Raw genomic sequence first — 22,721 nt, 5'->3', positions numbered from 1 at the left:
CATTAGCGGCAAATATTTATCTGACCATCGTGGGTCGGCTGGCTAATAACACAGCTTTGGCGGCCGTCACTGCTGGTTTTGATATGTAAACGTGACGGGAGCTGTTCCGTTTTCAGGTACAACATTCCTCCCTGGGCGACATATCCGACGCTGGCGCCAGCATCGTCAAAAATTTCGGTGCCGAAGGGGAGAGGGCGCCCGTTAACGGCCCGTGCTGGCAACATGAACTGCCGCCGTTGGTCGGTATCGAAGCGCACATAGGTGACGGAACCCGCATAAGGCACCACTTCCTGGATATTGCCTTTCAGCTCAACGCCTTCCTTCATATGGGTGGTATCTAACTGGATTCGGTTTTTACGGTACGGGGACAGGTAAGGAACCAACGCTTTCCCGGCGGTATTCGTGGTGCGTGTGCCGTCGCCGCCCAGCGTGGCCCCTTGAGCGCCTGGCGCGTCGATAATTGCGAAGGTATCGCCCAACTGGCTGGACGTCAGCAGGCCGCCCCGATAAGCCACCAGGCTACCGCTGGCTCCCGCGCCGATCTGACGATAGTCTCCTGACTCGCTATAGCTGCCGTTTAAGGTGGTAAACGCAGTGCGATAGCTCAGGCTGCTGCTGGCCGAGTTATTTCCACCGCGACGGTTGCTGCCGCTGACGCTATAGGTCGCCTGATTAAATTCGCCTGCGGTTCCGCTGATCCCCACGTTCGTGTCGGAATAGCCGTCACGATTAAATGTAACGCTGCTGTTGAGGAAAACGGGCCGTTCAAAGAGACTCAGGGGCACCGAGAATGTGAGGTAATAACGTCGCTCTTCGCGCTGATTATCGTTACGCATGCTGCTGGCTGAGAGGGTATAACTTACGGCGCCAACGTGGTTGGAATACCCCAGTTGATACTCTTTTGTTGTGCCATGACCATTCCAGTAGTCCCGCCAGGTTCCTGATAAGTAAAGGGAACCCAGTTCCTCACCCAGAGACTGGCTCAGGTTGATATTAAAGGTGTTTTTCTGGCGCATATATCTGGCATTAGGGCTGTCAGCGTTCTCTTTTTGCCAGTTGTGCAAAGCGATTGCATCATTGAAGCTGTAATAGTTTTTCGTGGAATAGCGATACGCCGCCAGCGCAAAGTTCGTCCCGGTGACATTGAAGAAACGGCTAAAGGCGACTTTGTAACTTTGCCCACGGACTTTTTTATCTGCCGGAATTTGCGTTTGTGACTGTGTGACGTCAAAAGACAGCGCGCCAAACGGGAGATTAAGGCCGCTCCCGAGAAGAAACGCGTTATAGTCTTCGCTGTAAATTACCCCGGTATAACCGGTGATCAGGTTATTGATCCCGTATTGATAGCTGCCCTGGGCAAACTGGGGGCGATAGCGGCTTTCTTCCGTGCGCGCTTCCCCCAGCAACAGACCATATTTCCCAATCCCTTCTTGCAGCATGTTTGGCACCGAAGAAAAGGGGACGATGAAACTGCTGGTGCGCCCGTCTGCTTCAATGACTTCGACATTCAGATCGCCGCCTGAGCCGGTAGGAAGGATATCCGCAATTTCAAACGGGCCAGGCGACACGTTTTTCTGATAAATAACCTGCCCGTTCTGACTAATTTTAACCAGCGCGTTAGACTGTGCGACGCCGCGTACAATCGGGGAAAAGCCCTGCTGAGAATCGGGTAACATGCGCATATCTGTGCCCATGCTGACGCCGCGAAAACGCAAAGAATCAAAAAGATCGTTGCTGGAATAGCTGTCGCCCATGCGGATGATCGATTTAAGCGCAGCGATCCCGCGCTCAACGTAGCGTGTATTGTTTGTCCATGATCCTTCCACGCCCTTGCTTTTGTTATAGCTGGAGCTATCGCGAAATTGCCAGCCAAACGCATTCAGCCCGCTGTTTAACTGGAAATAGGCGTTTTCCTGATTGCGTCCTCCGCCTTTGGCTTCGTTGTAGTTATAGTTGGCATTGTATCCCAGCATCAGCGCCGGAATGCCTTCATCCCAAAAGACGGGATCGACATAACCGCGCAGCGTCTGGCGAATATACGCCTGGGGAATGGTCAGACGCAGCGACATATCGGCCGCATTGACTTTCATACTGCCTCCGTGCAGTAACGTATTCACATCCACTCGCTCGCTGGCGCTATTTGCGGCAGGGACTATTGAGGGAAGAAGCCCAAGCTGGGCAATATTCTCATGCTGGAAAAACGTTCCTTTATCCGTGATATAAACGGGAAGGCGGCCTTTCCACTCCTCGTTAATAAAAACATCAAACGGGTATTCACCAGGAGGAAGCGCAGAGGCACGATAAAAACGCGACATATCGGCATTTTTAGAGTCACCGGCTAAAAAGTCAGTATTGAAAGCCACGGCATACGCCCGACTATAAATAGACATCATCGCCAGTATTGGCAATAAACATGCGTATTGACTCTTTTTACCAGCCATTGCCATCCCCATTCATTTGGACATTATTATATTATTTTGTGGTGAATGAATATTTTTGATATGAACCGTAATCATCAACTAACAGAATATCCAAAGCCTGCCCCGATAAAACCGCCCCTGTCGTGGGTATTGTCAGTGTTGACAATGGCGCAATCATTTTCGGTTCGCCAGTAAGAGATTTACCTCGTGAACTCATTGTGGCAATCGATGCGAAATAAGGAGCCCGGTTTGTGGCGACAAGTTGATTACCCTGCGCGCTAAACGATAAATACTTATGTAAATCGCTGGCCGGAATCGTGAGTTCGGTCGGGCGATAAAATAATTTGATGCGCGACTTAATGGCGATTTGCATCGTGTTTTTGCCATCAAGATTTTCCTGTTTTGGCGGAATATCCAGCACATTCAGGTAATAAACGGATTCCCTGTCCTGAGGCAGCGCGTTGGCTGAACCGGTATAGCGAATGCGCAGCTGCTGGCCGCTACCGCCTTCAACTTTCACCACTGGCGGCGTCAGCAAAAAGGGAACCTGAGCGGTTTCTGGCGTAGAGTCTGGATTACCTTCGTCTATCCAGGCCTGAATTAACGCCGGACTGTTGCCACGGTTAATCAGCTGAACCGTTGTTTCTTTTTGTTCTTCAGGATAGATAACCCTGGTATTGCTAATAATAACATTCGCCAGACTGCTAAAGCTGAAGGCAATAAGCGTTAGAAAAATGAGAGAACGTTTCATATTAACCTGAAAAAAGAGAGCCTAATCTAATCAATATACCTGGTCGCGTTTATTTTCTCTCTTCCCTCCTGAATTACAGGTACAAGAATACCTCACCAGAAGGTGAAAATAATTCGCGAATACAATAAGTCAATAATGACGGATCAGGCTCTTTATTTATATGAGTAAATTAACCCGTTGCTTATAAATACGCGACGGTATAAGTCAGCATGGTGTTAACGGCACCGGTATCGGCAGCGTCTGAACCGACTTTATAGTAGTTCGCATACAGATCGACAGTGGCGCTATCACCTTCAACATTCGTATCAAGGTTAGTATGCAGGTTCAGCGGCGTCTGGCTATTGGCCAGCGTGCTGAGTGCGATACCCACGTTTTTCTTCGTGCCGTCGGTTCTCAACTGTGTGTTGTTCAGATACAGACCATCGTTAGAAATACTGTCTGAACTCAGGATCAGATTCAGGGTATTTTTATTTCCCGCGCCATCGTCCTGCCCCAGGGAAGCAGAAGTACAGCCGGTAAATTCCAGAGTAAATTGTTTACGGTTTTTCTGGATCAGACCTGCGGTAGATGCATCGCTAACGGCGATGGGATCTAATGGAATCGTCAGGTCAGCAGAGTTTCCGCCGTTAATTGTACAGGTTGTATCAGTAACCTGGCCGGTAAAGGTGATAGTACCGCCAGAAGCCTCGGTTGCAGCGCTGACATTAAAGGCTGCGAAGGATGACGCGATAACGAAAGAAGAGATAGCGAGCTTTTTCATTGATATTAACTCCAGTATGTTTGCTCCCGTCCTGGGGACGAACATTTCATGTCACAAAACCGTCCTGGTCTTGCTGTCTACATCCGTAAAATCCCTGAAAACGGAAAAATGGAGCCTGCATCATTATTTCCATCAGGTTAGGTGATGATCCTAATTGATGTAACACAATCTTAAAATATCAGTTTAAGAATTTACTTAAATTAAGTGTATAAGTCTGCTGTTTTGGTTTTTTTTCTTGTTTATCAGCATATGGCACTGATCGTGTAACTGAGATGTAACTTTAAATTTTAAAATTCTTATAAAACGAAAGGTAAAATGGAAAAAATCTGATGCTTACATTCAGTAATATTGATTTACACAATCAGGTAACGACAAAAAAAGAGAATATTTTGCGCACTAATGTTATATTTATAAAGAAAAGTAGTTAAATGTTCTTTATTTGTTTTGTTTTTGTTTCATTGTTCGGGGTGAATTATTTTAATTAATAAGATTTATTAAAATGAAAGTGGGTGAAGAGGATGAGCAAAAGGGATAAAAACGCCCAGGCATGCAATATAAAATGGCGTTTTAATAAAAAGGAGAGCGGAGGGGGATTGCTGCTTATTCTTGCAGGTACGCACTGACGCTAACTAAATAGCGCAATGGCAGGGGAGCAGAGTGTACGGCTTTGCCATATGGGGACTGTTATATACCGCAAACTCCGTATTTTTATAGGCGGGGCTGCGTTCTGTCGTTGCATTCCGGTCTTTATCTGTCCCTTAATTCGCTCCCGATCACCGCAGACTTCCCAGCATTTTATCTTCTTCGGCGCCGCTGATTAACCGGGTTAATTCCTGACAGGCAGCAATACGGCCATTTTCTAATGTGAAACAGGCAAAGACTTCGGTTTGTGCCTGTTCGCCGTTCGTTTTGATGACGGTCACCAGGTGATGGGTCAGAACGTGATTGCCCTGCTGAGCGATGGCCAGAATGTTCACCTTCATGGTACGAGTAACCTGTTTTAGTTTTGCCATGTGCGTGACGAAGTTATCGTAATCAAGGTCGATGCCATTTACCGTCTGGCGATAATCGGGCGTGAAAAAAAATTCGATAGTGTGTTCATCGTGCCCGGGCCGGGAAATAACGGCATCAAGCGCCTGAGCAATGCGTTGCATCATATTTTCCAATGTTCTCTTCCTTATCGTGATTGCGTACAGGGAAGATTACCCTCAGACTGAAGCGGCAAAGTAACCGTAGTAAGACAATAAATACGCTAAATCGGCCATGATGATAGAAAACATTCAACCTTTACATCACTCCTCTAAGCATACGACTCAGTGGCACCATCACCCTGGCGGGCAGTTGTACTGGATCACGCGTGGCATGGTGATGGTCGAAACGGAACAAGGGCAGTGGGCGTTGACGCCCGGTTCGGTAGGGTGGATTCCGCCGTCGTTACCCCATTGCGCGTGGATGCCGGTGAGTGCATATGGCGCCAGTCTGCACTTCAGCGTGGAATATTGCGGGGTCTTTCCCTCCTCACCGTGCGTTCGGGCAGCGTCGCCTTTTTTACTGCTGTTGCTTGAGAAAATTTGTGGGGAGGGAACCATCGGAGAGCCTTCAGAGCGGCTGGCTCACCTGTTGCAGGTTATGGTCGATGAGATTCGCTATGCTGATGCGCTCTCTTCACAATTGATCCTTCCCGACGACAGAAGGGTCAGACAGATTGCGCAAAAAATACTGGCCGACAGGGCCTATACGCTGAGTCAGGCAGAGCTGGCGAAACAGGCCGGGCTGAGCGTCAGGACGTTGAGCCGCCTTTTTATACAGCAGACGGGATTAACATTCGGTCAGTGGAAGCAAAAAGCGAAAGTCATTTTGTCTCTGGAATATTTACTGCGCGGAGAGCCTGTCAGCCTTGTCGCGCAATTAGCGGGTTATGAGAATGTGAGTGCATTTATTGCCGTGTTCAGGCGTTTTATGGGAATGACGCCAGGGCAGTTCTATCTGCGTTTCGGTCATGGTACGAATGTGGTTTAAAAAAAGGTCGCATAAATAGAGTCACTTATGCGACAAGGCACACGGAGTCAGACATCCCTGCCTGTATAATAGAATCTTATGATTTGTTCTTCGTTTTCTCCAGAATGACGCCTTCCAGAAAAATAATTCTGTTTTCCAGCAGATTAATATAATCCTTCATCAGGACATTTTCTTGTCGCAACGTTTTAAAGACATTAATTTTTAAGTTAAGGTCGTGGTCTATTTTATTTCTTCCTGTTTTTTTTATGTTTAACAGTTCCCTTTCCATAAATATTCCTTATGCTTATAAGGTTATGCCTTTATTTCTTGTTGCTCATATTTATGCTGTGTAATTATCTTGTCAAGATTATTATTTTTTCTCATTGGATTTAAGATGCAAGGACAATGTACCGGAGAGAATAAATGAGACTCTGGACTCAGGCGGTTCTGTTTACATTGATGTATTACGCTTTTATCAGTGTTGACATGTTATCAGTTAGTTGTTTATATAACATATATTTTACAGGGAAAAGTTCATAATTGTGATATGGTCACTTGAACTCTTTTTTATTAGACTGCATGTCTTTCATTTTTTTGCTTATTTAGCACGCTCATACAGATCTTTTCTAAACTTTACCTGATGTGCGCCTGTCTTCTTCTTCCTGAAAAGACGTATAATTGTGAAACACAATTCGTACAAGGATAATAATTATGCCGAAAATCATTCAGTCTTTATTATTATTTATTGCACTAAGTAATATCTCAATGGCATCGACGCAGGAAACGGCGTTTTTGGCTGAACGCGGGCTGGCGGGAAAATCGGTTGAGCAAATGGTGGATGCTATCGATCAAAACCCTCAGGCGCGTCCTTTACCGTATACCGCTTCTGTGACCAGCACGGATCTGAAACTGTCGGCGAATGGCGAAACGTACACCTTTCCGCTGGGTGAGAAATTTTATCTCTCGCTGGCGCCTTATGAATATCAAACCCATCCCTGTTTTAACCACAGTCTTTCAGGTTGCCAGGGAGAAATGCCGGACAGCTGGTTTGATGTGAACGTGACAGATCGGAACGGTACGGTGTTGATACATAAGAAAATGAAAAGTTATCAGAATGGCTTTATCGGGTTATGGCTGCCGCGTAACACTGAGGGGATGATTGAAATCAGTCATGAGGGGAAAAAAGCGGCTTATTCGTTTAAAACCGCGAATGACAGTCAGACTTGCCTGACCGACCTGCAATTACGCGCTGCCTCGTAAAGGGATAAACAGCCTGAAGAGATGACTGACGATGTGCTGCATTCTTCGCCAGTCTCTATCTTCAGGGCGATTCCCTTGCCGGTGACTCAGCCCCGCATCGGGTGCGAATCACGTATCATGTAATGGTGACTTCTTTTCGGATTTTGTTTTGAAATTCCGTAGACAGCGATTTAAATTGCGCTCGCTTTTCTGTCAGTGTGGTAATGACTTTATTGCTGCTGGTACATCTGCCGTAGATAAAGTCAAAATAGATAGAGCAGTTTGAAACTTTACACAGCGTATTATAATCATCCTGTAGATGCGGAAAGTAAATAGATATTAATGCTTTTATTTTAGAGTAAAGTTTGCTGTCGCCGCTTATTGTCGGTTGTGTTATCGGCGTTTCTGTGGCGCTTTTACTCTTCACTTTTGTAATGAAAAACTCAATGGTGGATATTCGATACGTATGCCATTCGATTTCCATTGCTAACAGCTCCTCATATTTTTGCAGAATTTTATTATTCTGATCCTCTTTCCTTTTGAGTTCCAACCCATCCATTATTTTTTGTTCTATTTTAGCTTCGGCTTTCAGAATGAGTATCCATCCTCCAGACAGCGCCAGGATGCAGCCAATTATGATTAAGGAGATAATAAATATTATGTCCATACATCAGACTCCTTCATTTGTTATTTTGCTCAAATTGCCTGAGTACCATTGCGACACAATCCGGCCTGTACTTAAATCTTATGTTGTATGATTGCTATAAATTTTGTTGATATTTTAAAAAATAGATGCAGAGTTAGCTGATATGTTTCATTAAGTCAAATCAGATCGCCTTGTCAATGTGTAAATAAAGTATTTGTTTTCTGTTCAAGCGTAAGGTTTTTGATTTTTCTTATTTCTGTTAGACATGAGGCAGAGTATTAGTAATTCTCTTAGGGCGTTAATGGACGAACATACAACAAAAGGAGTTTGTTATGGAGTGGAGCGTCGAAAATAACCTGGTGTGCCCGACAACGGGAACCGCCTTTGCGCTGACCAGCGGAGCGGAAAATCTTAAGTTCATTCTGTGGTATAAGGGCGATTATTTTTTACGCACAGGTTCCGTTATCTCCCCGGAGGATTCAGGCGTCCTGGCGAACGGGAAAAAAAGAAACATCAAAATCCTGCACGTTTTCCCCTACAGCAATGCGTTATGGGCCTCTTTTCATAACCGAATTGACTGCCCGGGAAATGGCGTTGTTACCATCAATCACTGTGCGCGACAGCAGCGGTGCGTATTCACGCTTTGTCCGTATGGCGCGAGGACTGTCACCGGATAAAATAATTTATGGCGTGACTATTCTGGCATCGCAGAACGTCGTCGTTACATGCAGATTGGGTATCCATCCTTTTTATTGCTGTCATTTAAGACGGGCCGGTTTTGTGTCGCCTGAACACAGAGTGCCCTGAGTAGAAAAGAAGCGACCTGATATGTCTTTAAGGTTTATAACAAAATCAGATAAAAGAATCCTTACAGCTTCTGTCTTTCTGTTTTTTCTGGTATTTGCCAGCGTGCTGTGGCTGGAGTTAACGAGCGTACAGCAAAGTAAGCAGGCGCTGCTGCAATCTGAGGTCAAAAGTCTGGCTTTTGTCGTCGATAAAGTATTAGGCGATGCCCGACTGGCGATTGCGCAGGCGCAACCGTTACTGGGTCAGCCCTGTAATACGACACTGGAAAAAAAGCTCAATATTATCCCCACACGCTACCCGCATCTTCAGTCGCTTAACTTTACGCAGGGCAATACGATTTATTGTTCCTCGCTACTCTACAACAAAGGGTACACCCTGAGTCCTGCTCTCTCTTTACAGCAGGGCATAAGGGTTGATCGGGTGATCACCTCTCCGCATGATTTCATCATGATGCTTTATGTTTCTTATCCGGCGGGAAGAATATTTGCGGCTTCTGATGTGCGCATTATTGTTGAGCGCATCAAAAATATGGCGTTCAGCGATCGTATTGTTTTACGCATGAACGATAAAATTTTAACCGCCTCTGGCGTTAAACCGGGGAGTTTGCAGGAGTCGCATTTTTCACACTATATAAAAGCGGAAAGTTATAACAAACTTTATACGATTGCCTGGCGAAAAACCGAACTGGGGGATGCGCTGGTCGTGATCGCCCACTCATGGCGCTATATTGCGATGATTATCGCCAGTGCGCTCGTATCATCCATATTGCTCTGGTTACTGTTATCGCATCGGGCATCATTACCTCATCACCTTGCGGTGGCCATCAGAAGAAATGAAATCCAGCCTTACTACCAGCCGATTGTATGCGCCAAAACAAACCGCGTGATTGGCGCGGAAGTTCTGGCCCGCTGGCAACATTGTGAAGCGGGTTCTGTTTCTCCCGATATCTTTATCCCGGTGGCAGAACGTGCCGGGTTGATTGCCGACCTGACGAAAGGATTACTGGATCTGGTGGTTATCGATATTCAACGCTCGGTCACGGTATTTAAACCGGGTTTTAAATTTAACCTGAACATCAGCCATGCTCATCTGGTGAAGGACTCTTTTTATTCATTCATCGGGACGTATTCAGGTGTGTTTCGCGAACAGAACCTGCAACTTGTTTTTGAAATCACCGAGCGTGGAGAGATCGAAGTGAATGATGATATCTCCAATAAAATTGATTATATGAAGATTCATAATGTCGGGCTGTCGCTGGATGACTTTGGCACGGGATTTTCTAACCTGTCTTATATCACTGGCCTGCGGCCAGAGAATATTAAAATAGGTCGCATGTTTATTAATCTGATTTCGGAAGGGAAAAATACGCCGCTTGTTGATTGTGTGGTCGAGATGGCACAAAGAATGCGTATTCAAACGACTGCGGAAGGGGTGGAGCATAAGTACCAGGTTGATTATCTTCGATCTAAAAATGTTGATTTCTTCCAGGGCTATTTCTTCTCCCGGCCACTTTCATTCGCGAATTTTATCCGCTTTATCAGAGGTTATCAGGTTGTCACGTAACATACTGATTATAGGAATTATATCCTGAAGGACTCTGCGCGGGGGAGGGGGCGTGATATGAACGATAAGCTATCTCAAGTGCGTGACAGATTACCGCTCATAATAATTATGCTGTATAGCGATGATTCAGACTGGCGTCTCTTTACCTAAATCATACTGAATTAACTGCCATTGCACGGGCGAGCCCTGATAATAAGGCATCATTTCCCCTTTTTTTAGGTTCACTACAGCCGATACCGCGGTGCTGGACAATTGCCAGTAGCCGCTTTGTGGACTGGCCTGCCCGCTGTTACGCGTGATGCCGAGAGGTTTGCGACTGGCATCGTTTTGTGACGAACCTGAGGAGAGTGTCGAAAGCATGTAATTACTACTGTCTATCTTCATAACCTAACAATCCATGAGGAACACATATTGTTATCAAGCGGCATTTACCGGCAACAACTTAAATCAGGGAGGTGATTATTCATAATGTGAATAAAATCTTGTGACTTATTGCAAATAAAACATAATTTAGCCAAAATAAGCCCCTGTATTGGTTAAAGATTATTCATAATGATTGGTCGCCTGATTAACTGTCTGATACTCCTTGTGTCATTCTCCGCTGCCAGCGCTTATGCGGTTAACTGTCAGCGTGCTTCTATGCCTTTAGAAAACACCATTTGTAACAACGACAATCTTCACTGGCTGGACAGCACAATGACGGTTATCTATCACACGATGTTGGTCAGAAACCCTTCTCAACAGGTTCACAAGAAGTACCAGGAATGGGAAAAGTCGCTACAGGCGTGTACCTCCGACAGCTGCATTGAGCGTGCCTACTATCAGGGCATCAGTTCTATTTCAGACGTTGCCCCGGATTTTGACTGGGAAGGGCTGTGGTGGAACACCAGTGTGTCCAATTTAAGTGGCGGAATGATCCAGTTCAGCCGGAGCGCGGAATGGTCAGTCACGACGGATATTCGCGTCTGGTCGGGATTGAATAAAGATGAGTTTACGGCCGAAGCCCGAAAACTGTACGGCATGGCGCTGGTCGAACGTATTGCCGATACCAGTAATTGCAAACTGCTGTTTATCCCCCGTAAAAGCGGCGCGCTTCAGGTCTACAGCAACGCGGACTGGGGATGCCGGATTTCGATGCCGACGGGGGCATTTATTGATGGGCGCTATCTGCGCTCGGATCACGATCCCCGCCCGAAGGCGACGCTGTACTCGCTGGGAATTTTCTCCGACCCCAAAATGGATGAGCGCTTCCGCGCGCTGGTGGGGGATGATTACCAGAAGTTTGTGGATACCGCCAACGTTTACATTTATCAGGATGATATAGATAACATCGGCGCAACGGTCGTCTCTATGTGGGTGCGTGGCGCGGCGAACAACCATACGGCCATTATTATGTACACGCAAAGCAATATCTGGGCGGCGAGGGTAGAACGCGACAGCGCCGGAAAAATGCAGTTGTACTACTTCAGCACCAGAGGTAACGATATCAAGAAAATGCCGCGTACGCTCGCTGGCTGGAAACTGCGTTACCTGGATCAATAAAACCTGTCGTTATGGGAAAGGAGATCGTCATCGCGATCTCCTTTGTCGATCTCCTGCCGGTTATGCCAGCGTCCCTACGACGTTCAGATCCGCGTCATCCGGCACTTCATTATAAGAAAGAATATGCAGCCCGCAGGCGAACAGTCGGCCATAGCGGGAGATCACCGGACGTAGCTGCGGCGTTACCAGCAGCAGCGGCGGCAGCCCTTTCGCCTTCATCTGCTCGTAAATCATCGGCATTGTCGTCTGCAACTGGGTCAGAATGTTCGGATCGACAGGGAAGCTATCCAGCGCCACTTTTCCGGCCTGCTGCGCCTGGTTGAGCGCGCCCAGCAGCATATTCTCCAGCTGGCTGTCGATGGTGTAGGCCGCGAGTTGTTGACGATCGCCGTTAATGGTGTGAACGATGGCGCGGCGCAGAGCATAGCGCACGTCGGAGGTCAGCAGAACGGGATCTTTCGTCACGGTGACGCTTTCCAGCAATGTGGACGCGATGGTGACGATATCCTTCAGTGAAATCTGCTCCAGCAATAACTGGCGATAAATGCGCAGCAGCAGACTGTAGCTAAACGCGGCATTTAAATCCTCCGCCAGCTTTGGTGCCTGGAGCGCCAGGCGCGCATGCAGGTGGGTAATATCGTCATAGTTAAACAGATCTGGCAGATGTTCGCGGGCGACCTTGTTGACGTGCGTCGCCACCACGCTCGCGCAGTCAACCACCTGATAACCAAGATTCAGCGCTTTCGCCTTTTGTTCCGGGTCGATCCAGACAATTGCCATGCCGTAAGCGGGGTCGGTATCCAGTATGCCGTTGATCTCCCCGTACAATTCAGTGCCGGGAATCGCCATCAGTTTTTCAGCCTGGACTTCGCCGAGCGCGGTACGAATGCCGTTGATATGAATCGCGTATTGCGCCGGTTTCAGGCGGAAGTTTTCCCGGATGCGGATCTCCGGCAGCAGTACGCCGCAGTGCTCGGAAATGACCTGGCGAACGCCGCGTATACGTTGTGACAACGGACTGCCCTTCGACTCATCCACCAGCGTGACCAGTTTATAGCCGAGATTCAGGCCAATAGGCTCCACCAATGGAATGCTTTCCCAAGAGACGCCTGGCGTCGCATCCGGCGCGATGGCTTCGGTGATGGCCTCCATATCCGTCTCTTCCTGGGCGGGCTGCACCGCTTTGCTCTGCCGCCAGGCGGCAAACAGCAGCAGGGCGGTGAAGCTCAGGAAGGCAATGTGCGGCATTCCCGGCACAATCGCGAGAATAAACATCACGAAAGCGGCGGTATAGAGCACCTTCGGGCGAGAGAGAAGCTGGATTTTTATCTCATCGCTGACGTCATTGCCTTCGCTGACGCGGGTCACGATAATCGCTGCGGCAGTCGCCAGCAGCAGCGACGGGATCTGGGCGACCAGACCGTCACCAATGGTCAGCAGTACGTACTGGCGGAACGCGTGGCTGGCATCGAGATCGTATTTAAAAATACCGATACAGATACCGCCGATCACGTTGATGATCAGCACCATGATCCCGGCGATGGCGTCACCGCGAACAAACTTCGACGCGCCGTCCATCGCACCGTAGAAGTCTGCTTCTTTCGATACTTCCTGTCGGCGGTTTCGGGCCTGCTGCTGGTTAATCAGACCCGCGTTCAGATCGGCGTCGATAGCCATCTGTTTGCCCGGCAACGCATCCAGGGTAAAGCGCGCGGAAACCTCGGAAATACGTTCCGCCCCTTTGGTGACCACCACGAAGTTGATGATCATCAGGATGATAAACACCACGAAACCGACGACGAAATCGCCGCCGATGACCACCTGACCAAAGGCTTCAATGACCTTACCCGCCGCGCCTTCGCCTTCATGACCGTGCAGCAACACCACGCGGGTAGAGGCGACGTTCAGCGTCAGACGCATTAACGTCGTGATCAGCAACAGCGTCGGGAAAATAGCAAAGTCCAGCGGACGCTGCATATTCACCGATACCAGCAGCACGATGACCGCCAGGACGATATTAAAGGTAAACAGAATATCCAGCATCAGCGGCGACAACGGCAGAATAACCATTGCCAGCACGCAGAGAAGCAGAATAGGCACGCCGACTTGCCCCTGACGGAGCACGCTCAGCGCGTTGCGCAATTTACTGTTCGCCATTGGCTTTCAGTACCTCTTGAGGAATGTTGATTTGCCTGTTCAGGCGGGGCTTTTGTTCCACGTTGCCTTCGCGCCAGGATTTTAATTGCATGACGTAGGTCAGTACGTGGGCAATCGCGCGGAAAAGCTGCGTGGGAATCTGTTGGTTAACGCGGGTGGTGTAATAAACTGCCCGCGCCAGCGGCGGAAATTCCACCACCTCGATATTGTGATTAGCGCCCACTTCACGGATCCAGAGCGCAACATCGTCGATTCCTTTAGCAACGATGTAAGGGGCTTCGGCACGCTGTGGATCATATTTCAGCGCAACGGCGTAATGCGTCGGGTTGGTGATGATAACGTCTGCCGTTGGTACGGTTCGCGCGATTTGCCCCATCGCCATCTGACGCTGAAGCTGGCGGATGCGTCCTTTAATCTGTGGATTACCGTCGTTGTTTTTATACTCTTCTTTCACTTCCTGTTTGGTCATGCGCATTTTTTTGGTGAACATGAACTTACTGAGCGGTACATCCAGCAGGGCGAAAATGACGATAACGGCGATGAAGTAGCTGAAGACGTGACGAAAAATGGCAAACCCTTGTCCGATCGCCTGACGAAGATAAAGCTGTTGCAGGTGCAGCAGAGCGTGCATGGAGTCATGCACCATCATGTACAACACGGTAAGAATAATGCCGCACTTGAGCAGCATTTTGCCGACTTCCGTGTAGTGGCTGGCGGAAAACATCCGCTTGATGCCGCTGATGGGGCTGAGCTTTTTAAAATCCGGCTTCAGTTTTGTGGGGGTAAAAATCCAGCCGCCAGGCACCAGGCTTGCCACTATGCAGCACAGCGGAATCGGAATCAGCGTTGCGATAAAGCGCAGTACAACCCAGACGTTCAGCAGCATAAACTGATTCAGCGCCGTGGGATCGTCGAGCCTGCCCGCCATTTCACCGACAGCGGCAAACGATTCACGGATTAACTGCTGGTAATAGGGCAGAAATGCGGCAAGGGTGAAAAACGACGCCAGCAGTCCCGCCGCCATCGTCAGATCTTTTGAGCGCGGGAGGTCGCCTTTTTCACGCGCTTTGCGCAGTTTTCCGGGGGTGGGTTTTTCGCTTTTGTCGCCGCTGGAGGACATTACGGCACCCTTATGGCGTCGAGCTTCGCCAGTATTTCATTGGTGAGATTGAGATAGTGATCAGGAATGTTGGTCACCATCATTGAGATACAGAGCAACCCAAACAGCATACTGATCGGAAAACCCAGCGAGAAAAGGTTCAGCGTCGGTGAAACGCGGTTTAACAGGCCAAATCCGCCCTGCACAATCAGCATGACGAACGTCGTCGGCAGCGCGATAAGCGTCGCGGATGCCATAATCCAGCCCAGTCCCTGAACAATCAGCGTCAGCGTTGGCTGGTTAATCGCCTGACCAATAGGCCAGTAGCTAAAGCCTTTGAACAGAATCGTGACCAGCAGCAGGTGCCCATCCATGATGAAAAAGAGCAGTGCGCAGAAAACATAAATGATCTGCGAAATCACCGTAGTGGAGCTGCCGTTGACCGGGTCGTTCATCATCGCCATCCCCAGCCCCATGTTCATCGACAGAATATGCCCGGCGGTTTGCAGCGTGACAAAGACGAGTTGGAGCGCCATGCCGAACAGGAATCCCCACAGGAGCTGCTCGCCGATCAGCAAGACGGTGCGCATCGAAAGCAGTTCGCTGAGTACAACATTATTGGGCAGCATGGGGGTGATAATGATCGACAGCGCCAGCGCTGCGGCAATCTTAATGCGACGGGAAAAAGCCCGGTTGTCCAGCACGGGCGCGAACTGCAAAAACGCCAGGATGCGGAAAAAGGGTAGCACCAGAGCCATCAGCGGCGTGAACAGCGCCTGTATATCGATTCCCATCGCCGCTTAACCGACCAGCGCCGCCTGGTGAAAGATCTGGATCGTAAAATCCACCAGTTGCGTCAGCATCCACTTACCGGCGAAGATCAGCACGCCCAGGGTGACGACCAGTCGCGGCAGAAAGCTCAGCGTCTGTTCGTTAATTTGCGTGGTGGCCTGAAAAATACTGACGCACAGCCCGACAATCAGGCTGGGAATAATGGCGACGGCGGAAATCAGCAGCACCAGATGGATGCCGGTCGCCATGATGTCGCCTGCCGTGTCCATGTTCATCATCGCTAAAGACCCTGAACGCTGGAGGCCAGCGTACCGACGATCAATGTCCAGCCATCGCACAGGACGAACAGCATCAGCTTAAAGGGCAGCGAGACGATCAGCGGCGAGAGCATCATCATCCCCATCGCCATCAGGATACTGGCGACAATCAGGTCGATCACCAGGAAGGGGATATAGATCATAAAGCCGATCTGGAAGGCAGTTTTCAGTTCGCTCAGCAGATAGGCCGGAGTCACGATCGTGAGATCCTGCTCGCGCGCATCGCCCTTGATCCCGGCGATGCTCATCATTTGCGCCATCGCTTTATTGTTCGTCTGGGCCAGCATGTAGTTCTTCAGCGGCACTTCCGCCTTCGCCAGCGCCTGTTTCAGCGTGATTTCATCTTTTTGAAAAGGGTCAATGGCGTCAGTATAAATCGTGGTCCAGACCGGGCGCATCACCAGCAATGTCAGCGCCAGCGCAATCCCGGTAAGAATTTTATTGGGTGGACTTTGTTGCAGCCCGAGCGCCTGGCGCAGAATCGCCAGAACGATAATGAAGCGGGTGAAACAGGTCATCATCAGCACCATGATCGGCAATAAGCCGAGCAAAGTCATCAGGATCAGGATCTCAATTTTAACGTTGTAATCCTGACCTGCGCCGTTGGCGGCGGTGCTAAAGAGGGTAATGTCGCCATTTGCAGCCAGTGCCGGTTGTGCGACAAGCAGACCCAGGAGCAGCAGAGCGATGCCGCTTCTGTTAAACAAGCGGTTCATCGCGTGAGCTCACCGAGTTCTTTGGCGTTGAATTCAATGATTCGCAGGCCGTATTTATCGTTGAGCACCACCACTTCTGCTTTACCAAACAGAATGCCGTTCACTTTAATGTCCAGCGGCTCGCCCGCCATCTTGTCCAGTTCGACCACCGAATCGCTGTTGACTGACATTAATTCAGCAAGCGAGATATTTACGGAAGCGACTTCCAGCGTCAGCGTCACGGGAATGCGGCTAAACAGCGCCATTTTACGGATATCCGTCATCGCGGTGTTGCGCGTTTCAGGCTGCAAATCCAGGCGGATATTCCCTTCGACGGTGTCTTCCTGCGTCATATCGCTAAGGTTCAGGTCATCCAGGTCAAGAGACTGGCTTAGCTCGTGTTGCAAATCACTCATATTGCTTCTCGGTTGTCTTATCATAGATATCGCACAAAAACAGCTTGCTACGATCTTCAACGATAGCAGCCTCAAAAATCTGTTCTTTGCCGATAAATACCGGTAAAGGTTCGTTAATGGCGATGGGGATGATATCCCCGGGTTTAATATCGGAAATCTGGGCGACGGTCAGGTTCAGGCTGGCCAGACGCCCGCTCAGTTTTAACGGCAGACTGTCGAACAACCGTTCTATCTGCGCAGGGCTCAGCGGCACGCTTTTCACGGCGCGGCTATCGGCCGCATCTGGCGAACGGAGTATCGCCAGCATCTGATCAACATGGTGGTGATCGAGCAGAATGGTAAAAGAGCCGTGATCGTACCCTTCGAGGGTAAAGGTAATGCACCAGGACCAGTGGCTAATGACCGTTGAATAATCGACCTTAATATCGAGATTTTCACCAAAGGTTTCTTTGCAAATCACCAGTTGCGTGAGTTCCTGACCCAGTTTACTTCTCAGGCGTTCTTCTGTTTTTGTCACACGCAACGATTCATCTGGCGCAACATGACTGCTGTCTTTACTTAAACCGTAATAATCATGAAGGATGTTCAGCAATAAGATGCGATCAATAACAAAGGCGACATTTCCGTAAGGTGTCGAAAAAACCTGCGCATTCTTATATTGCTGGTCGATTGCGAAGGTCATCGACTTCAACGCGGCATTAACACGGAGTTTCTTCAGAAAATAAATGCTCAGGCGTGCATCAAGTATGTCAAAACTGTCATTCATCAACTTGGGTAACTTGTGCCACGGCCGACCGAGTTTACTGGTGTCGAGCTTTACCAGAGAAGGTAAATCCTTTCTCTGATGAATTCTGACTCGCTGTGATGCAGGGTTCATGATTATTCCGGGTTACCAAAAGTTTAGATGAAAAATAACGCCACTTTTTGGTTGTTGTGTAGCGTGAACCGTAAAATTTCCTGGAGGTATTTGAGTTTTAAAAATTATGTGTCGCTCTTGAACAACACAGAAGAAACGTCGCTGTCGAAAACTCTCACACATTACGTCAGGATGTAGATTAGACAATCTTAACCCTGCTATTGCAAGCATCCAGGGGTTATTAATCCATTATTTCTCTAGGAATTTTCTCATTAATAACTTTTTTAATTTATTGATTTCTATAGATTAATATTTTAATACCCATTAAAAACAAGACAATTCCTATTCGCTACGTATACTGCCTTTACTTTATGAAAGTTGCCTGATTCATGAGTTAAAAAAACTGTTTATTTTTATTAACATCTTATGAAAACCCATTAACAAACTGGGTTTGTGATGTTTTTAAAAGATGCTTTGAATAATGGCTGAACAGCATATTTCTTATTTTGTTTTTTCTGTTGGTACACCTAAATGAGTATTATCATTGAATGCGAAGATCGTAATAGAAATGGCTTTATCGCCGTTTCTCCTGCCAGCGTTAGCGTAATGTCGTTAGCGCGTCGCGTTGCTAAGTATAATGTATCAGTACTGATTACGGGCGAAACGGGAACAGGGAAAGAGTGTATCGCCAAATACATTCACGAGAATGCCTGCGGCAGTGACGCCCCGTATGTCGGCGTTAACTGTGCAGCTATTCCAGAGAGTATGCTGGAAGCCATTTTATTTGGTTACGAGAAAGGCGCGTTTACCGGCGCTGTTGCGAGCGTCGCCGGTAAATTTGAGCAAGCTAATGGCGGCACGCTGCTGCTTGATGAGATTGGCGATATGCCGTTGGCGTTGCAGGCAAAATTACTGCGCGTATTGCAAGAGCAGGAAGTTGAACGTCTGGGAAGCCATAAGCGTATTCCGTTGGATATTCGCCTGATCGCTTCTACAAATAAAGATTTGCAGCAGGAAATTGCCGAAGGCCGTTTCCGCCAGGATCTTTTCTACCGTATTTCCGTCGTGCCTATTCATATTACGCCGCTGCGTGAACGCAGGCAGGACATCCTGCCATTGGCCCAGCGTTTTATCACTAAATACCGCGCTTTTCATAAAGGCGATCTGCGTCTGAGCGATGAGGCGCGTACCGTCCTGCTCAGATACGACTGGCCGGGTAATGTCCGTGAACTGGAGAATGTGATTCAGCGCGGCATGATTTTGTGCAACGGCGAAGAGATTCACGCCGCCGACTTTGGCCTGGCCGTTCGCGCTTCCCAGCCTGAAGCGGCGGTTATCGAAATGATGCCTGCCTATCGCGAGCAGGAGACGGGCAACCCGTCGATCCGCGATGTCAAACTGCACGGACGGCTGGCGGAATACCAGTACATCATCGATCTGCTTAAACGCCATAAAGGCAACAAATCCAAAACCGCAGAGTTTTTAGGCATCACCCCACGCGCTCTACGTTATCGTCTCGCCTCCATGCGCGACGAGGGTATTGATATTGAATGTTATTCCTGAGGCCAGGAAGGATTGATGAATGGATAAGATTACTGCCGCAGGCATTAACACGACACACCAGGCGTTGCTGAACAGAATGCAGCAAACCGCTTCATTAGCGTCAGCCGGTTCGGTTGACGCCTCTTTAACTATTGCTCCCGCCAGCAACGCGTTTGGCGTCAGTGAACCGATTTCCTTTGCGGGCGCGCTGAATAACGCTATCGATAACGTCGATGCGATTCAACACAGCGCAGGCGCAAAGCAAAAAGCGATTGATATGGGGCTGAGCGACGACTTAGCCGGTGCGATGATCGAAAGTCAGAAAGCCAGCGTGGCTTTTTCGGCCATGATGCAGGTGCGTAATAAGCTCACCACGGCACTGGACGAAGTAATGAATATTCCGCTCTAAGGTTTTAACCGTGCTTACTAAGATTAAAAGTCGTCTCCCTTCCGTGTCGGTGCCATCCGGTCTGAATAAGCCCCAGCTCATGGCGATTGTGGGCGGCGTGGTGCTGGCGGCCGCGATTATTCTGTCGCTGTGGAACCGCAATCAGGGTTATGTCGCGCTCTACGGTTCGCAGGAACATCTGCCGGTGTCACAGGTGGTGGACGTTCTGGGGGCAGAAAACATCGCTTACCGCATTAACCCGGACAATGGCCAGATTCTGGTGAGCGAAAGCAAACTGCCGCAGGCGCGAATGGCGCTGGCGGCAAAAGGCATCAGCGCGGCGACGCCCGATGGCTACGAGTTGATGGACAAAGAAGAGATGCTCGGCAGCAGCCAGTTTATTCAGAATGTCCGTTACAAACGCAGCCTGGAAGGGGAACTGGCGAAGAGCATTATGGCGCTGGACCCCGTGGAAAACGCGCGCGTCCATCTTGGGCTTAACGAGTCCAGCTCCTTTGTATTGACCAATAAACCGACCAGCAGCGCATCGGTCATGGTGCAACTGCACTATGGCAGAAAACTGGATGAGCAGCAGGTCGCTTCTGTCATTCAACTGGTGGCCGGAAGCGTACCGGGTATGCAGCCTGGCGCGGTGCGGGTGGTCGATCAGAGCGGTAATTTGTTGTCTGACGGCATCGAAGGCACGGATGGCGGCATGACGAGCAAGCGCATGGGCGATGACGTCATGCAGCGCATTCGCGAGGATACCACGAAAAATATCACCAGCCTGCTGACGTCGTTAGTGGGGCCGGGCAACTTCCGTATCAGCGTTGCGCCGACCGTAGATTTAAGCCGTGTGGAAGAGACTCAGGAACGGCTGGGTAAAGATCCGCGCGTCAGCGATGAACAACTGAGCCAGGAAAACACCACCAATGAAATGGCGTTTGGCATTCCCGGCTCGCTGAGTAACCGTCCGGTCAACCCGACGCCGCAGACTCCCGCCAACCCGGCGGAGGGCAATCCGCCCGCTGAAAACGCTGCAAACGCCGCGAATAACACCGACCCGCGCTCGCTTTCCAGCCGCAGTCAGGAACAGCGTAAGTACGCGTTTGATCGTGATATTCGCCATATCCGCCACCCGGGTTACAAGCTGGAAAAACTGAGTGTCGCGGTGGTGCTGAACCAGGCCGCTCCTGCGCTGGCGAAAATTACGCCGGAACAACTGACGTCGATGACGCGCCTGGTGGAAAGCGCGGCGGGTATCGAAAAAGCGCGCGGCGATGCCTTAACGCTGGATGTTCTGACCTTCACGGCCCCGGCAGACGATGTCATGCCAGACCTGAAATGGTGGCAAGACCCTTCCATGCAGTACTGGGGGCAGAATGGCGGAATTGGGCTGCTGGCCTTGCTGACATTGCTGTTTGGCGTTCGCCCGCTGGTACAGCGCTTTGGACGTCGCGACCCGATCACCCTTGATGGCGAGGCGACGAAGAAAGAGCTGGAAGCGCCTGACAATGGGGTGGTGATGAACGATGACGAGTTCGCCAGCCTGTCGAAAGCGGCGTTCAACAATAATGAAGATCTGCTGCCGCCGCAAAGCTCCGGCCTGGAAGCCAAAGTGGAATTCCTCCAGCTGTTGGCCCAGAGCGAAACCGAGCGCGTAGCAGAAGTACTGAAACAATGGATCAACAGCAATGACCGAAGCAACAGTAAGCCGGAATGATAAAAACCACTCAGCCTCAGCCGGGCGCAGCCGTCTGGAGCAGGCGGCGATCCTGCTGATGAGCGTAGGCGAAGAGGCCGCCGCGCAGGTGATGCAGAAGCTGAACCGCGAAGAGGTTATGTTGTTGAGCGAAACGATGGCGCGTCTCCATGATGTGAAGGTGCATCAGGCGCGTCTGGCAATGAACAATTTTTTCTCTGATTACCGCGAACAAAGCGGGATCAACGGCGCCTCACGCACGTATCTGCGCAGCATTCTGGAAAAAGCGTTGGGCGGTGAGATTGCCCGCAGCGTGATCAACGGTATCTACGGCGATGAAATTCGCTACCGTATGGCACGCCTGCAATGGGTCGATATCCCACAGCTGGCGGCATTGATTGAGCAGGAACATCTCCAGCTCCAGGCCGTTTTTCTCGCCTTCCTGCCGCCGGATATTGCCGCCAGCGTGTTAAGCGTTCTGCCGCAAGAACGGCAGGATGAAATTATCTATCGCGTCGCGCGTCTGGACGACATCAACCGTGACGTTATCGACGAACTGGACAGACTGATCGATCGCGGCGTCGCGGTGCTTTCCGAGCATGGTTCAAAAGTGATTGGCCTCAAACATGCCGCCAACATCGTTAACCGTATCCCCAGCAATCAGCAACAGCTGCTGGATCAACTGCGCGAGCGCGACGAGAAAGTGGTCGAAGATCTGAAAGACGAGATGTACGAGTTCTACATTCTCAGTCGTCAGACGCCGGTGACGTTGCAGCGTCTGATGGATGAAATCCCGATCGAAGAGTGGGCGGTAGCCCTGAAAGGGACGGAGCCGGTTCTGCGTCAGGCCATCTTTAACGTGATGCCGAAACGCCAGGTCACGCTGCTGCAAAGCACCACGACCCGCCTGGGGCCAGTGCCGATCAGCCGTATAGAGCAGGTGCGCAAAGAGATCATGCAGGTTGTGCGCCAGCTGGCTGAAGAAGGTGAAATTCAGGTGCAACTGTTTGCCGAGCAGACGGTGGAGTAAA

Annotated in this window: 23 protein-coding genes; 9 read left to right on the top strand and 14 right to left on the bottom strand. The window is 49.7% G+C overall.

Annotated elements, in window-relative coordinates:
• Positions 1-2 precede the first annotated feature (2 nt).
• The 4 genes from OGX93_RS08045 to OGX93_RS08030 form a co-directional block, all read right to left on the bottom strand.
• A complete protein-coding gene (locus tag OGX93_RS08045; RefSeq protein WP_286449376.1) occupies positions 3-2,441 on the bottom strand; it encodes a fimbria/pilus outer membrane usher protein in 2,439 nt (812 codons plus the stop codon).
• A 31-nt stretch (positions 2,442-2,472) separates the two neighbouring features.
• Complete coding sequence (locus tag OGX93_RS08040; protein WP_049009526.1) at positions 2,473-3,171, bottom strand: fimbrial biogenesis chaperone; 699 nt, start codon at positions 3,169-3,171, stop codon at positions 2,473-2,475.
• Positions 3,172-3,352: 181 nt separating this feature from the next.
• Entirely contained in the window at positions 3,353-3,931 is a 579-nt protein-coding gene (locus tag OGX93_RS08035; protein WP_024130637.1) for a fimbrial protein, read from the bottom strand.
• A gap of 773 nt (positions 3,932-4,704) precedes the next feature.
• A complete protein-coding gene (locus OGX93_RS08030) occupies positions 4,705-5,088 on the bottom strand; it encodes a nuclear transport factor 2 family protein (protein ID WP_233591099.1) in 384 nt (127 codons plus the stop codon).
• Between the two features lie 106 nt (positions 5,089-5,194).
• On the opposite strand from OGX93_RS08030, the gene OGX93_RS08025 reads away from it, so the two are divergent.
• A complete protein-coding gene (locus OGX93_RS08025; RefSeq protein ID WP_286449378.1) occupies positions 5,195-5,950 on the top strand; it encodes a helix-turn-helix domain-containing protein in 756 nt (251 codons plus the stop codon).
• A gap of 76 nt (positions 5,951-6,026) precedes the next feature.
• Here the strand turns inward: OGX93_RS08025 and OGX93_RS08020 are convergent, their stop codons facing one another.
• Positions 6,027-6,218: a hypothetical protein gene (locus OGX93_RS08020; RefSeq protein ID WP_049009530.1), complete on the bottom strand. Its 192-nt coding sequence runs from the start codon at positions 6,216-6,218 to the stop codon at positions 6,027-6,029.
• A 422-nt stretch (positions 6,219-6,640) separates the two neighbouring features.
• On the opposite strand from OGX93_RS08020, the gene cueP reads away from it, so the two are divergent.
• Complete coding sequence (gene cueP / locus OGX93_RS08015; RefSeq protein WP_071260005.1) at positions 6,641-7,189, top strand: copper-binding periplasmic metallochaperone CueP; 549 nt, start codon at positions 6,641-6,643, stop codon at positions 7,187-7,189.
• A 115-nt stretch (positions 7,190-7,304) separates the two neighbouring features.
• Here cueP and OGX93_RS08010 read toward each other — a convergent pair whose 3' ends face one another.
• Positions 7,305-7,835 carry a hypothetical protein gene (locus OGX93_RS08010; protein ID WP_012133729.1) on the bottom strand — a complete coding sequence of 177 codons (531 nt, stop codon included), beginning with the start codon at positions 7,833-7,835 and terminating at the stop codon, positions 7,305-7,307.
• A gap of 311 nt (positions 7,836-8,146) precedes the next feature.
• On the opposite strand from OGX93_RS08010, the gene OGX93_RS08005 reads away from it, so the two are divergent.
• Positions 8,147-8,491: an anti-adapter protein IraM gene (locus tag OGX93_RS08005; protein ID WP_047458657.1), complete on the top strand. Its 345-nt coding sequence runs from the start codon at positions 8,147-8,149 to the stop codon at positions 8,489-8,491.
• A 151-nt stretch (positions 8,492-8,642) separates the two neighbouring features.
• Positions 8,643-10,184, top strand: a complete 1,542-nt coding sequence (locus OGX93_RS08000) for an EAL domain-containing protein (protein ID WP_012133727.1) — start codon at positions 8,643-8,645, stop codon at positions 10,182-10,184.
• 126 nt (positions 10,185-10,310) lie between these two features.
• Here OGX93_RS08000 and OGX93_RS07995 read toward each other — a convergent pair whose 3' ends face one another.
• The gene (locus tag OGX93_RS07995; RefSeq protein ID WP_024130634.1) at positions 10,311-10,568 is read right to left on the bottom strand and encodes a hypothetical protein; all 258 of its coding nucleotides are present in this window, start codon (positions 10,566-10,568) and stop codon (positions 10,311-10,313) included.
• A gap of 168 nt (positions 10,569-10,736) precedes the next feature.
• Between OGX93_RS07995 and OGX93_RS07990 the strand changes: the two genes are divergently transcribed.
• Entirely contained in the window at positions 10,737-11,726 is a 990-nt protein-coding gene (locus OGX93_RS07990; RefSeq protein WP_012133726.1) for a lysozyme inhibitor LprI family protein, read from the top strand.
• A gap of 60 nt (positions 11,727-11,786) precedes the next feature.
• On the opposite strand, the gene OGX93_RS07985 is transcribed toward OGX93_RS07990, so the two are convergent.
• The 7 genes from OGX93_RS07985 to OGX93_RS07955 are packed head-to-tail and all read right to left on the bottom strand — an operon-like array spanning position 11,787 to position 18,079.
• Entirely contained in the window at positions 11,787-13,883 is a 2,097-nt protein-coding gene (locus tag OGX93_RS07985) for a flagellar biosynthesis protein FlhA (protein ID WP_286449380.1), read from the bottom strand.
• Positions 13,870-15,003, bottom strand: a complete 1,134-nt coding sequence (gene flhB / locus OGX93_RS07980; RefSeq protein WP_012133724.1) for a flagellar biosynthesis protein FlhB — start codon at positions 15,001-15,003, stop codon at positions 13,870-13,872. Before flhB ends, OGX93_RS07985 begins: the two co-directional genes overlap by 14 nt.
• Positions 15,003-15,776 carry a flagellar biosynthetic protein FliR gene (gene fliR / locus OGX93_RS07975; RefSeq protein WP_049009537.1) on the bottom strand — a complete coding sequence of 258 codons (774 nt, stop codon included), beginning with the start codon at positions 15,774-15,776 and terminating at the stop codon, positions 15,003-15,005. Before fliR ends, flhB begins: the two co-directional genes overlap by 1 nt.
• A 6-nt stretch (positions 15,777-15,782) precedes the next feature.
• Positions 15,783-16,052: a flagellar biosynthesis protein FliQ gene (fliQ, locus tag OGX93_RS07970; RefSeq protein WP_286449381.1), complete on the bottom strand. Its 270-nt coding sequence runs from the start codon at positions 16,050-16,052 to the stop codon at positions 15,783-15,785.
• A 2-nt stretch (positions 16,053-16,054) separates the two neighbouring features.
• Positions 16,055-16,807 carry a flagellar type III secretion system pore protein FliP gene (gene fliP / locus OGX93_RS07965; protein ID WP_286449382.1) on the bottom strand — a complete coding sequence of 251 codons (753 nt, stop codon included), beginning with the start codon at positions 16,805-16,807 and terminating at the stop codon, positions 16,055-16,057.
• Complete coding sequence (gene fliN, locus OGX93_RS07960) at positions 16,804-17,202, bottom strand: flagellar motor switch protein FliN (RefSeq protein ID WP_012133720.1); 399 nt, start codon at positions 17,200-17,202, stop codon at positions 16,804-16,806. Before fliN ends, fliP begins: the two co-directional genes overlap by 4 nt.
• Complete coding sequence (locus tag OGX93_RS07955) at positions 17,195-18,079, bottom strand: FliM/FliN family flagellar motor switch protein (RefSeq protein ID WP_047458648.1); 885 nt, start codon at positions 18,077-18,079, stop codon at positions 17,195-17,197. The genes fliN and OGX93_RS07955 overlap by 8 nt, the downstream gene beginning before the upstream one ends.
• A 510-nt stretch (positions 18,080-18,589) precedes the next feature.
• Between OGX93_RS07955 and OGX93_RS07950 the strand changes: the two genes are divergently transcribed.
• From OGX93_RS07950 to OGX93_RS07935, 4 genes are read left to right on the top strand one after another with little or no spacing between them, the layout of a single operon-like run.
• A complete protein-coding gene (locus OGX93_RS07950; RefSeq protein ID WP_049009539.1) occupies positions 18,590-19,621 on the top strand; it encodes a sigma-54 interaction domain-containing protein in 1,032 nt (343 codons plus the stop codon).
• Positions 19,622-19,640: 19 nt separating this feature from the next.
• A complete protein-coding gene (gene fliE, locus OGX93_RS07945; protein ID WP_047458644.1) occupies positions 19,641-20,009 on the top strand; it encodes a flagellar hook-basal body complex protein FliE in 369 nt (122 codons plus the stop codon).
• Between the two features lie 10 nt (positions 20,010-20,019).
• The gene (fliF, locus tag OGX93_RS07940; protein ID WP_047458642.1) at positions 20,020-21,711 is read left to right on the top strand and encodes a flagellar basal-body MS-ring/collar protein FliF; all 1,692 of its coding nucleotides are present in this window, start codon (positions 20,020-20,022) and stop codon (positions 21,709-21,711) included.
• Positions 21,683-22,720, top strand: coding sequence for a flagellar motor switch protein FliG (locus OGX93_RS07935; protein ID WP_012133715.1), 1,038 nt, complete (start codon positions 21,683-21,685; stop codon positions 22,718-22,720). The genes fliF and OGX93_RS07935 overlap by 29 nt, the downstream gene beginning before the upstream one ends.
• Position 22,721 lies beyond the last annotated feature (1 nt).

The organism is Citrobacter sp. CK195, assembly GCF_030333365.1.
In the GTDB taxonomy this organism is placed as follows: Bacteria; Pseudomonadota; Gammaproteobacteria; order Enterobacterales; family Enterobacteriaceae; genus Citrobacter_B; species Citrobacter_B koseri.
Note: the sequence above shows the minus strand (reverse complement) of the source record. Positions and strands in the feature narration are given on the sequence as shown.